Origin of the sequence: Paraburkholderia sabiae (genome assembly GCF_030412785.1) — a bacterium.
Lineage (GTDB): Bacteria > Pseudomonadota > Gammaproteobacteria > Burkholderiales > Burkholderiaceae > Paraburkholderia > Paraburkholderia sabiae.
In genome coordinates this window covers 6,224,822-6,236,937 of record NZ_CP125295.1, presented here as the reverse complement: position 1 = coordinate 6,236,937, position 12,116 = coordinate 6,224,822, and the positions used below count along the sequence as shown (strand labels likewise).

The following is a 12,116-nucleotide window of genomic DNA, read 5'->3' as shown; positions in this document are numbered from 1 at the left end:
CTGACGCGCGGCAGCCGCGCCGGCCGTCAGGCTCGACAAGGCAGGCGCTTTGCCAGTAAGCTGCCGCACGAACTACACCGGATTAGCAGAGGATAAGTTGCAACCGCGGGACGCACACGCCAACGTTTTTTTTGTAGGGCTCATGGGGGCAGGCAAGACCACCGTGGGCCGGGCCGTGGCGCGCCGGCTGGATCGCCCGTTCTTCGACTCCGATCATGAAATCGAGGCGCGCACGGGCGCACGCATCCCGGTCATCTTCGAAATGGAAGGCGAATCGGGCTTCCGCGACCGCGAAGCGCAGGTGATCGCCGATCTCACCGGGCGCGACAGCATCGTCCTCGCCACGGGCGGCGGCGCGGTCCTGCGGCCGGAAAACCGCGAGGCGCTGCGCGCGCACGGCATTGTCGTCTATCTGCGCGCGAATCCGCACGATCTCTGGCTGCGTACGCGGCGCGACAAGAATCGACCGCTTCTGCAGACGGAAGACCCGAAAGGGCGCCTCGAAGCACTGTACGAAGTCCGCGATCCGCTTTACCGCGAATGCGCCGATTTCGTGATCGAAACAGGTCGTCCGTCTGTCAACGGGCTCGTCAACATGGTGCTGATGCAGCTCGAGATGGCGGGCGTCGCCAAGCCTACTGCGTCATAATGACGTGATGACTGCCATGATTACCGTCAACGTCGAACTGGGCGAGCGCGCCTATCCCATCCATATCGGCACCGATCTGATCGGCAACAGCGAGCTGTTCGCGCCGCACATTCGCGGCGCGTCGGTGACGATCGTCACCAACTCGACGGTCGATCCTCTGTATGGCGACACGCTGCGCCAGGCGCTCGCGCCGCTCGGCAAGGAAGTGACGACGGTCGTGCTGCCCGACGGCGAGGCGTACAAGAACTGGGAAACGCTGAATCTGATTTTCGACGCGCTGCTCGGTGCGCGGGCCGATCGCAAGACCACGCTGATCGCGCTCGGCGGCGGCGTGATCGGCGACATGACGGGGTTCGCGGCCGCCTGCTACATGCGCGGCGTGCCGTTCATCCAGGTGCCGACCACGCTGCTGTCGCAGGTCGATTCGTCGGTGGGCGGCAAGACGGGCATCAATCATCCGCTCGGCAAGAACATGATCGGCGCGTTCTACCAGCCGCAGGCCGTGATCGCCGATATCGGCGCGCTGCGCACGCTGCCGTCGCGCGAACTGGCGGCAGGCATCGCGGAAGTCATCAAGACGGGCGCGATTGCCGACGCCAAGTTCTTTGAGTGGATCGAAGCGAACATCGAAGCGCTCAACGCCTGCGAACCGCAAGCGCTGGCCGAAGCAGTGAAGCGTTCGTGCGAGATCAAGGCATCGGTTGTTGCGAAGGACGAGCGCGAAGGCGGCTTGCGCGCGATCCTCAACTTCGGCCACACGTTCGGTCACGCGATCGAAGCGGGTCTCGGCTACGGCGAGTGGCTGCACGGTGAAGCGGTGGGCTGCGGAATGGTGATGGCAGCCGACCTCTCCGTGCGTCTCGGCCATCTGGACGAAGCCGCCCGTGAGCGGCTCGTCGGCGTCATCAAGGCTGCGCATCTGCCTGTGCAGGCGCCCGCGCTCGGTGCCGCGCGCTACGTCGACCTGATGCGCGTCGACAAGAAAGCGGAAGCGGGCGAAATCAAGTTCATCCTGCTGAAGCGTTTCGGCGACACACTGATCACACCCGCACCTGACGACGCGGTGCTCAAAACGCTCGACGCCAGCGTCGGCACCTGACGAGACGCGCAGCGGCAGAATACACCGGCCGTCGCGTCTGATTCGGAGATATCGGTGAGTGAAATACACAGCGACAATCTGAGCGAATCGATCGACGTTCCGGCGACGCCTGCCACGGGCGTCGCGTCTCTGCCCACCATCGCCGCGCTCGAAGCGCATCTCGCACCGTACGCCGCGCATTCGTCGCAATCGCGCGGCCGACGTCATCACGAAGCGCCGCCCAGCGCGCGCACCGAGTTCCAGCGCGATCGCGACCGCATCGTGCACTCCACCGCGTTTCGGCGGCTCGAATACAAGACGCAGGTCTTCGTGAATCACGAAGGCGATCTGTTTCGTACGCGCCTCACGCACAGTCTCGAAGTTGCGCAGATCGCGCGTTCCGTTGCGCGCAATCTTCGTGTGAATGAGGATCTCGTCGAAGCCATCTCGCTTGCGCACGATCTCGGTCATACGCCGTTCGGCCACGCGGGCCAGGACGCGCTCAACGAATGCATGCGCGACTACGGCGGCTTCGAGCACAATCTGCAAAGCCTCGCCGTCGTCGATGATCTCGAGGAGCATTACGGCGCGTTCGACGGCCTGAACCTGTGCTTTGAGACGCGCGAAGGCATTCTCAAGCACTGCTCGCGCGAAAACGCACGACGTCTCGGTGAACTGGGCGAGCGCTTTCTGGAAGGCCGGCAACCGTCGATCGAAGCGCAGATCGCCAATCTCGCCGACGAAATCGCCTACAACAATCACGACGTCGACGACGGTCTGCGTTCGGGATTGCTCACGATCGATCAGCTCGCCGAAGTCGAGCTATGGCGCACGCACTACGAAGCCGCGCGGCGCGACTATCCCCAGATCGAAGGGCGCAGACTGGTTCACGAGACAGTGCGTCGAATCATCAACACGCTGATCGTCGATCTGATCGCGACGACGACGCGCAACATCGAGCGACATGCGCCCGCGTCGCTCGACGATGTGCGCCGCGCGCCTGCGCTCGTCGCGCACAGCGACGCGATCGCCGAACAGGCGACCGCGCTCAAGCGCTTTCTCTTCAAGAACCTGTATCGCCACTATCGCGTGATGCGCATGGCGAACAAGGCGCGACGCGTGATCGTCGGCCTGTTCGACGCGTTCATCGACGATCCTCGCCTGCTGCCGCCCAACTATCAGACGGCGGACGCAGCGAAGCAGCCGCGTCTGATCGCGCATTACATCGCGGGCATGACGGACCGTTACGCGTCGAAGGAATATCAACGGCTGTTCGTCGTCGGCGGCGATTGAAGTATCTACGCGCAGTCTTATACGCATTGCGAGGCGGCGGCGCACAGCAGCATGCGCCGCGCCCGTCCTTCGCAGCGATCCGATATACGTCTACCAGCAGAGCAAGCAGAGCAGGCTAGCCCGCTGATCGAAGCGTCAGCGCGAGCCGCCGCGAGCGATCAGCGCGCCGGCGATCAACGCCAGCCCGCCGACGACTGCAATCGTCCGCCACGGATTTTCATGCACGAAATCGTCCGCGTCGCTCATTGCGGCCTGCGCGCGATCGCGCATCACGTCGCGCGTGTCGTTCAGACGCGAGCGCGCGTCGTCGAGACGTTTGCGCAGCTGCGTCCGTAACACCGCTGCGTCGGCCTGCGTGCCGTCGCCTAGTGTGTTCTCGAGTTCGTTCATCAGAGTGCGCAACTCGCTGGCAATGTCTTCAGCAGCATGTCGACTGTGGCGCGCGATGCGCCGCGCACGACGGCCCGCCGTCGTCCAGGATTCGCCGAGTGCATCTCGCGTGTTAGGTAGTGCAGTCATGGTCGCTCCGTCGATGAGGGTGGTTGAGCATCCCCGCAACACAGCGCGGGAAATATCCTCCGACGCAACTTCGGTGCCCGCCAGGTCAGATGCGACAAGCAGGCGCTTTGCGCCGTTCGATGCACGCTGCATCCGGCAGAAATTGCACCGGCGGCGCGTGCGCCTCAGTCAAATTTACAACGGACGAGACGCGCCGCAATGCAGAGGGCGCGTGTGACGGGAATGATGTCGCTATTCGTGGGAGACGAAGTGGCATGCATACGAGTATCGTGAGCGCATGGAAAAACGCCGACACGCTTTTGCGAATCGGCGTTGTTCAAGCCCGAAAAACTCGTCTAACCTGTTGTGTTAGAACCGATAGCCGAGGTTCACATACGTGACGATCGGGTTCAGACGAATCTTCGTTTCCGATTGCACGTTGACGGGACCGATAGGCGTGTTCGCCGTGGTGTTCAGCTTGGCCGTCGTGGAAAGCGGCAGGTACGAAATCGAGAAGCCTGCGAACCAGTGATCCGTGAACGCGTAGGTGAAGCCGGCATTAAACACGGGCTCCCACGAACTATCCGTCGTGACTGTGGTCGGACCATGAAGTACGTTGGCCTCGAATGCGCCGTTCGTGATGTGCTCGTCGGTGAACGAGACGCGGCTCACGCCGAGGCCGAGATACGGGCGGAACTTCGCTTGCGGCTGGTTGAAGTAGTACTTGAACAGCAGCGTCGGGCTCCACTGTTTCGCCGAACCGAGCTTGCCGTATTGCTCGAATGAGCCCGTGCCCTTCAGGTCGAATTGCGGCGGCACGCCGATCACGAATTCAGTGGCGATGTGATCGGTGACGAAGTAGCCGGCAGTAAAGCCGATGGTGTCGCCACTGCCAAGTTCGGCGCCCGTATTGGGCACGGTGATGTTGACGGGCGTACCGTTGACGTTTGTCTCCTTCAACGGCTGACTACTGGACTGAGGCGCGAGATGGAACCACCCTGTCGTGATGAACATGCTGCCGGCCGATTGCGCGTGCGCTGTGGTTGTTATGCAAGCGAGTGCCGCGACCCCCAAGGCCTGTTTTAATTTCATTTGTGCTCCTCCAAAAAAGGCCCGCCAATTATGACCACAACGTTTCAAACAAACCATACGCGCCGGTTAGAGCGTTCTGCCTAGGCTTTTTGCCATTTCCCGGCAGACCCGCATGGCGCGTGAAGCCGCGCCGGCGCAGTTTTTCGGACCTTCGGGTATGTACCAACGCGACTTTGGATAATCCAGCATGGCACGGCTTGCACGTCTTTATGTCCCCGACCAGCCGCAGCATGTGATCCTGCGCGGACTCGACCAGCAGCCCGCATTCGTCGACGACCAGGATTACGAGCTGTTCATCGATTGCCTGAAAGCAGCTTCACGCGATCACCATCTGTCCGTGCACGCGTACACGCTGATGCCCGGCGCAGTGCAGCTGCTCGTCACGCCTACCGACGAATCGAGCTTGCCCAAGGCGATGCAGGCAGTCGGCCGGCGCTACGTCGCGCACTTCAATCGCCGTTACTCGCGACGCGGCACGTTGTGGGAAGGCCGCTATCGCGCGACGGTCATCGAAGGCGAGAAGTACTTCCTGCTCGCGAGCCGCGTGGTCGAGTTGTCGCCTGTGCGCAACCAGCTGGTCAGTGCACCCGAAGACTACCGATGGTCCAGTTATCGGCATCACATCGGGCTAACCTTAGACAGTCTGATCACCGACCATCGTTTGTACTGGTCGCTTGGGAATACGCCGTTCGAACGGCAGCGCGCGTACCGCGAACTGTGCGAGCAGCCGCTCGACGAGCGCGAGACCAATCAGCTTCAACAGGCCACGCTGAAGGGCTGGGTGCTCGGCAGCGACTCGTATCGCGAGTGGGCGGCGCGGGCCGCGAACCGGCGCGTTTCTCCGCTGCCGCGCGGTCGGCCGCGCAAGGTGCGGGAGACGCCCCAAACGCAATAAAGCTTTTGCGATCAAGCGTTTGGCAGCGGTGAAGGAAAGCGAACGGCATCCCGCATGCCGTTTTCTTTTGCCTCCATTTGATATGTCACCAATTAATTAAGGTGCAAATGCACCATATTGATAATTGGGTCTCGACCATCGCATTTTGTTTGCTATTTCTTTGATTCGTCGCGTATATTCCGATTTCCGGCGTCCCGATGTGCAACTGCAACATCCCGCATCGCACAGTCAGCGGTCGCCAGCGCGGTTACCCGCAAACCGCCGCAACGAGAAAAATGGTTCAACGGCCCCCACGGCCCCTGACAGACGGTGTCCCCATGAACGACCACCAGCAGCCGATTTCCACGGTTCCCGCCGCGCAAGGTCTTTACGACCCGCAGAATGAGCACGACGCATGCGGCGTCGGCTTCGTTGCGCATATCAAGGGCAAGAAAAGCCACGAGATCATCCAGCAAGGCCTGAAGATCCTCGAGAACCTCGATCACCGGGGCGCCGTCGGCGCCGATCCGCTGATGGGCGACGGCGCGGGCATCCTGATCCAGATTCCCGACTCGTTCTATCGCGAGGAGATGGCGAAGCAGGGCGTGACGCTGCCGCCGAATGGCGAATATGGCGTCGGCATGATTTTCCTGCCGAAGGAACACGCGTCGCGTCTCGCGTGCGAGCAGGAGCTCGAGCGCACGGTGAAGGCCGAAGGCCAGGTCGTGCTCGGCTGGCGCGACGTGCCCGTCGACCACAACATGCCGATTTCGCCGACCGTGAAGGCGAGCGAGCCGTTGATCCGCCAGATCTTCATCGGCCGCGGCAAGGACATCATGGTGACGGACGCGCTGGAGCGGAAGCTGTACGTGATCCGTAAGACGGCGAGCCACCGCATCCAGGCGCTCAAGCTCAAGCACGGCAAGGAATACTTCGTGCCGTCGTGCTCGGCGCGCACGGTCGTCTACAAGGGTCTGCTGCTGGCGGGCCAGGTCGGCGTGTACTACCGCGACCTGCAGGACGAGCGCGTCGTGTCGGCGCTGGCGCTCGTGCACCAGCGCTTCTCGACCAACACGTTCCCGGCGTGGGAACTGGCTCACCCGTATCGCATGATCGCCCACAACGGCGAAATCAACACGGTGAAGGGCAACGTCAACTGGCTGAACGCACGCACGGGCGCGATCGCGTCGCACGTGCTCGGCGACGACCTGCCGAAGCTCTGGCCGCTGATCTATCCCGGCCAGTCGGACACGGCTTCGTTCGACAACTGTCTCGAACTGCTCGTGATGGCCGGCTACCCGCTCGTCCACGCGGTGATGATGATGATCCCGGAAGCATGGGAACAGCACACGCTGATGGACGACAACCGCCGCGCGTTCTACGAATACCACGCAGCGATGATGGAGCCGTGGGACGGCCCCGCTGCCATCGCCTTCACGGACGGCCGCCAGATCGGCGCGACGCTCGACCGTAACGGTCTGCGTCCGGCGCGCTACATCATCACCGACGACGACCTGGTCATCATGGCGTCGGAAGCGGGCACGCTGCCCATTCCGGAATCGAAGATCGTCAAGAAGTGGCGTCTGCAGCCGGGCAAGATGTTCCTGATCGACATGGAGCACGGCCGCATCATCGACGACAAGGAACTGAAGGACAACCTCGCGAACGCCAAGCCGTACAAGAGCTGGATCGACGCGGTCACCATCAAGCTCGACGAAATCGAGCCGAACGCCGACGACGTCGCCACGGAGCGCCGCGAAGCGGCTGCGCTGCTCGACCGTCAGCAGGCTTTCGGCTACACGCAGGAAGACCTCAAGTTCCTGATGGCGCCGATGGCGCAGGCAGGCGAAGAGGCCGTCGGTTCGATGGGCAACGACTCGCCGCTGGCCGTCATGTCCAACAAGAACAAGACGCTGTATCACTACTTCAAGCAGCTGTTCGCGCAGGTGACGAACCCGCCGATCGACCCGATCCGCGAAAACATGGTGATGTCGCTGGTGTCGTTCGTCGGTCCGAAGCCGAACCTGCTCGACACGAACAACATCAACCCGCCGATGCGTCTCGAAGTGTCGCAGCCCGTGCTCGACTTCAAGGACATCGCGAAGATCCGCGCGATCGATCAGTACACGGGCGGCAAGTTCAGCTCGTACGAACTGAACATCTGCTATCCGGCTGCATGGGGCAAGGAAGGCATCGAGGCGCGTCTCGCGTCGCTGTGCGCGGAAGCCGTCGACGCCGTGAAGTCCGGCTACAACATGCTGATCGTGTCGGACCGCAAGACGGACCGCGACAACGTCGCGATCCCGGCGCTGCTCGCCACGTCCGCGATCCACACGCATCTCGTGCAGCAAGGTCTGCGCACGAGCACGGGCCTCGTCGTCGAAACGGGCTCGGCGCGTGAGACGCACCACTTCGCGCTGCTCGCGGGCTACGGCGCGGAAGCCGTTCACCCGTACCTCGCGATGGAAACGCTCGCGCAGATGGCAGCGGGCATGAAGGGCGACCTGTCGGCGGAAAAGGCGGTCTACAACTTCACGAAGGCAGTCGGCAAGGGCCTGCACAAGGTCATGTCGAAGATGGGCATTTCGACGTACATGTCGTACACGGGCGCGCAGATTTTCGAAGCGGTCGGTCTCGCGGAAGATCTCGTGAACAAGTACTTCAAGGGCACGGCGTCGAAGGTCGGCGGCATTGGCCTGTTCGAAGTGGCGGAAGAAGCGATCCGCCTGCACCGCGACGCATTCGGCGACAACCCGGTCCTCGCGAACATGCTCGAAGCGGGCGGCGAATACGCATACCGCGTGCGCGGCGAAGACCACATGTGGACGCCGGACGCGATCGCGAAGCTGCAACACTCGGCGCGCAGCAACTCGTATCAGACGTACAAGGAATACGCGCATCTGATCAACGACCAGACGAAGCGTCACATGACGTTCCGCGGCCTGTTCGAATTCAAGGTCGATCCGTCGAAGGCGATTCCGCTCGACGAAGTCGAATCGGCGAAGGAAATCGTCAGGCGCTTTGCAACGGGCGCGATGTCGCTCGGCTCGATTTCGACGGAAGCGCACGCGACGCTGGCTGTCGCGATGAACCGTATCGGCGGCAAGTCGAACACGGGTGAAGGCGGCGAAGACGAAAACCGCTATCGCAACGAACTGCGCGGCATTCCGATCAAGAACGGCGACACGATGAAGTCGATCATCGGCGAAGAAATCGTGACCGACATTCCGCTGAAGGAAGGCGATTCGCTGCGCTCGAAGATCAAGCAGGTCGCGTCGGGTCGTTTCGGCGTGACGGCGGAGTATCTTGCATCGGCGGACCAGATCCAGATCAAGATGGCGCAGGGCGCGAAGCCGGGCGAAGGCGGCCAGCTGCCGGGTCACAAGGTGTCCGAGTACATCGGCAAGCTGCGTTACTCGGTGCCGGGTGTCGGCCTGATTTCGCCGCCGCCGCACCACGACATCTATTCGATCGAAGACCTTGCGCAGCTGATTCACGACCTGAAGAACGTGAACTCGTCGTCGAGCATTTCGGTGAAGCTGGTGTCGGAAGTCGGTGTCGGCACGGTTGCCGCTGGTGTCGCAAAGGCCAAGGCGGATCACGTCGTGATCGCCGGTCATGATGGCGGCACGGGCGCATCGCCGCTGTCGTCGGTGAAGCACGCCGGCACGCCGTGGGAACTCGGTCTCGCAGAAACGCAGCAGACGCTGGTGCTGAACCAGCTGCGCGGCCGTATCCGCGTGCAGGCCGACGGTCAGATGAAGACGGGCCGCGACGTCGTGATCGGCGCGCTGCTCGGCGCGGATGAATTCGGCTTCGCGACGGCGCCGCTCGTCGTCGAAGGCTGCATCATGATGCGCAAGTGCCACCTGAACACGTGCCCTGTCGGCGTCGCGACGCAAGACCCGGTTCTGCGCGCGAAATTTCAGGGCCAGCCGGAACACGTCGTGAACTTCTTCTTCTTCATCGCTGAAGAAGTGCGCGAAATCATGGCGCAACTGGGCGTTCGCAAGTTCGATGACCTGATCGGCCACAGCGAATACCTCGACATGAAGAAGGGCATCGAGCACTGGAAGGCGAAGGGTCTCGACTTCTCGCGCGTGTTCTATCAGCCGAACGTGCCGCAGAGCGTCGCGCGTCTGCATGTCGAATCGCAGGATCACGGTCTCGACCGCGCGCTCGATCACACGCTGATCGAGAAGGCGAAGGCCGCGATCGAGAAGGGCGAGCACGTGTCGTTCATCCAGCCGGTGCGCAACGTGAACCGGACGGTCGGCGCGATGCTGTCCGGCGCGGTCGCGAAGAAGTACGGCCACGACGGTCTGCCCGACGATGCCATCCACATCCAGCTGAAGGGCACGGCGGGGCAGAGCTTCGGCGCGTTCCTCGCGAAGGGCATCACGCTGGACCTCGTCGGCGACGGCAACGACTACGTCGGCAAGGGCCTGTCGGGCGGCCGCATCATCATCCGTCCGACCAACGACTTCCGCGGCAAGTCCGAAGAAAACATCATCTGCGGCAACACGGTGATGTACGGCGCGATCGAAGGCGAATCGTTCTTCCGCGGCGTCGCGGGCGAGCGCTTCTGCGTGCGTAACTCGGGCGCGACGGCGGTTGTCGAAGGCACGGGCGACCACGGCTGCGAATACATGACGGGCGGCACGGTGGTCGTGCTCGGTGAAACGGGCCGTAACTTCGCGGCGGGCATGTCGGGCGGTGTCGCCTACGTGTTCGACGTCGACGGTGCGTTCGCAGCGAAGTGCAACAAGTCGATGGTCGCGCTCGATCCGGTGCTCCAACAGGCCGAACAGGAACGCACGGTCGACAAGGCGCTGTGGCATCTGGGCCAGACCGACGAAGCGCTGCTCAAGGGGCTCATCGAACGTCACTTCCAGTTCACGGGTTCGCCGCGCGCCAAGGCGCTGCTCGAAAACTGGGATGCGTCGCGCCGTCAGTTCGTGAAGGTGTTCCCGACCGAATACAAGCGCGCGCTGGGCGAAATGGGCGCGAAGAAGGCTGCCAAGGAAGTGCTCGCAGCCTGATCGATACCCGAAGCCACTGACGACATAACGAAGCGCGCCTGCCGCAAGCGAACACAGCCAAGCGGCGGGCGCCGATCCCCTCACCGATTCAGATAGACATAGAGAACCACATGGGCAAGGCAACCGGTTTTCTCGAGTTCGAGCGCCGCCACGAGGCGTACGAAGCACCCCTCACGCGCGTCAAGCACTACAAGGAATTCGTGTCGGCGCTGACCGACGACGAAGCGAAGATCCAGGGCGCACGTTGCATGGATTGCGGCATCCCGTTCTGCAACAACGGCTGCCCGGTCAACAACATCATTCCGGACTTCAACGATCTGGTCTTCCGTCAGGACTGGAAGAACGCGATCGACGTCCTGCACTCGACGAACAACTTCCCCGAGTTCACGGGCCGCATCTGCCCGGCGCCGTGCGAAGCGGCGTGCACGCTCGGCATCAACGACGATCCGGTCGGCATCAAGTCGATCGAACACGCGATCATCGACAAGGCTTGGGCCGAAGGCTGGGTTGCGCCGCAGCCGCCGAAGCACAAGACGGGCAAGAAGATCGCCGTCGTCGGTTCGGGCCCGGCGGGTATGGCCGCTGCGCAGCAACTCGGGCGCGCCGGTCATGACGTGACGGTGTTCGAGAAGAACGACCGCATCGGCGGCCTGCTGCGTTACGGCATTCCCGACTTCAAGCTGGAGAAGTGGCTGATCGACCGCCGCATGCGCCAGATGGAAGCCGAGGGCGTGACGTTCCGCGCGAACGTGTTCGTCGGCAAGGACGCGCTGCCGGCGCACATCGCCAATACGGCGAAGGAAACCATCACGCCGGACGAGCTGAAAGAACAGTTCGACGCCGTGATCCTGACGGGCGGTTCCGAAACGCCGCGCGATCTGCCCGTGCCGGGCCGCGAACTCTCGGGCATCCATTACGCAATGGAATTCCTGCCGCAGCAGAACAAGATCAACGCCGGCGACAAGGTCGCGGACCAGCTGCTCGCGAAGGGCAAGCATGTCGTCGTGATCGGCGGCGGCGATACGGGCTCCGACTGCGTCGGTACGTCGAACCGTCATGGCGCGAAGGACGTCACGCAGTTCGAACTGCTGCCGCAGCCGCCGGAAGAAGAGAACAAGCCGCTCGTGTGGCCGTATTGGCCCGTCAAGCTGCGCACGTCGTCGTCGCATGAAGAAGGTTGCGAGCGCGATTGGGCTGTCGCGACGAAGCGTTTCGAAGGCAAGAACGGCAAGGTCGAGAAGCTGATCGCGGCGCGTGTCGAATGGAAGGACGGCAAGATGGTCGAAGTGCCGGGCTCCGAGTTCGAAATGAAGGCCGATCTCGTGTTGCTGGCGATGGGCTTTACGCAACCCGTGTCGCCCGTGCTCGAAGCGTTCGGCGTCGACAAGGATGCGCGCGGCAACGTGCGTGCTGCGACGGAAGGCGACAAGGCTTACTACACGTCGGTCGACAAGGTGTTCACGGCGGGCGACATGCGCCGTGGCCAGTCGCTCGTGGTGTGGGCGATCCGCGAAGGTCGCCAGTGCGCACGTTCCGTCGATGCCTATCTGATGGGCCATTCGGAATTGCCCCGCTAAGGTCTCTATCGCT

8 protein-coding genes are annotated in these 12,116 nt (G+C 62.7%); 6 read left to right on the top strand and 2 right to left on the bottom strand.

Annotation, left to right across the window (positions count from 1 at the left end):
• Positions 1–97: 97 nt before the first annotated feature.
• From QEN71_RS28040 to QEN71_RS28030, 3 genes are all read left to right on the top strand, one after another.
• Positions 98–649, top strand: coding sequence for a shikimate kinase (locus QEN71_RS28040; RefSeq protein ID WP_201655359.1), 552 nt, complete (start codon positions 98–100; stop codon positions 647–649).
• A 16-nt stretch (positions 650–665) separates the two neighbouring features.
• A complete protein-coding gene (aroB, locus tag QEN71_RS28035; protein ID WP_425469840.1) occupies positions 666–1,748 on the top strand; it encodes a 3-dehydroquinate synthase in 1,083 nt (360 codons plus the stop codon).
• Positions 1,749–1,811: 63 nt separating this feature from the next.
• Positions 1,812–3,020 carry a deoxyguanosinetriphosphate triphosphohydrolase gene (locus QEN71_RS28030; RefSeq protein ID WP_377791485.1) on the top strand — a complete coding sequence of 403 codons (1,209 nt, stop codon included), beginning with the start codon at positions 1,812–1,814 and terminating at the stop codon, positions 3,018–3,020.
• Between the two features lie 135 nt (positions 3,021–3,155).
• Here the strand turns inward: QEN71_RS28030 and QEN71_RS28025 are convergent, their stop codons facing one another.
• The gene (locus QEN71_RS28025; protein ID WP_201655368.1) at positions 3,156–3,539 is read right to left on the bottom strand and encodes a DUF883 family protein; all 384 of its coding nucleotides are present in this window, start codon (positions 3,537–3,539) and stop codon (positions 3,156–3,158) included.
• A 348-nt stretch (positions 3,540–3,887) separates the two neighbouring features.
• A complete protein-coding gene (locus QEN71_RS28020) occupies positions 3,888–4,610 on the bottom strand; it encodes an OmpW/AlkL family protein (protein WP_201655371.1) in 723 nt (240 codons plus the stop codon).
• A 187-nt stretch (positions 4,611–4,797) separates the two neighbouring features.
• Here QEN71_RS28020 and QEN71_RS28015 point away from each other — a divergent pair, with 187 nt between their 5' ends.
• From QEN71_RS28015 to QEN71_RS28005, 3 genes are all read left to right on the top strand, one after another.
• The gene (locus QEN71_RS28015) at positions 4,798–5,505 is read left to right on the top strand and encodes a transposase (protein ID WP_201655374.1); all 708 of its coding nucleotides are present in this window, start codon (positions 4,798–4,800) and stop codon (positions 5,503–5,505) included.
• A 317-nt stretch (positions 5,506–5,822) separates the two neighbouring features.
• A complete protein-coding gene (locus QEN71_RS28010; protein WP_201655377.1) occupies positions 5,823–10,526 on the top strand; it encodes a glutamate synthase-related protein in 4,704 nt (1,567 codons plus the stop codon).
• Positions 10,527–10,636: 110 nt separating this feature from the next.
• Positions 10,637–12,103 (top strand): glutamate synthase subunit beta, encoded by a 1,467-nt coding sequence (locus QEN71_RS28005; protein ID WP_201655380.1) that lies wholly within the window; start codon positions 10,637–10,639, stop codon positions 12,101–12,103.
• Positions 12,104–12,116 lie beyond the last annotated feature (13 nt).

Bases quoted from the DNA above. Each gene is read 5' to 3' on its own strand.
- aroB (WP_425469840.1), top strand. From the start codon at position 666: ATGATTACCGTCAACGTCGAACTGGGCGAGCGCGCCTATCCCATCCAT.
- QEN71_RS28025 (WP_201655368.1), bottom strand. From the start codon at position 3,539: ATGACTGCACTACCTAACACGCGAGATGCACTCGGCGAATCCTGGACG.
- QEN71_RS28020 (WP_201655371.1), bottom strand. From the start codon at position 4,610: ATGAAATTAAAACAGGCCTTGGGGGTCGCGGCACTCGCTTGCATAACA.
- QEN71_RS28015 (WP_201655374.1), top strand. From the start codon at position 4,798: ATGGCACGGCTTGCACGTCTTTATGTCCCCGACCAGCCGCAGCATGTG.
- QEN71_RS28010 (WP_201655377.1), top strand. From the start codon at position 5,823: ATGAACGACCACCAGCAGCCGATTTCCACGGTTCCCGCCGCGCAAGGT.
- QEN71_RS28005 (WP_201655380.1), top strand. From the start codon at position 10,637: ATGGGCAAGGCAACCGGTTTTCTCGAGTTCGAGCGCCGCCACGAGGCG.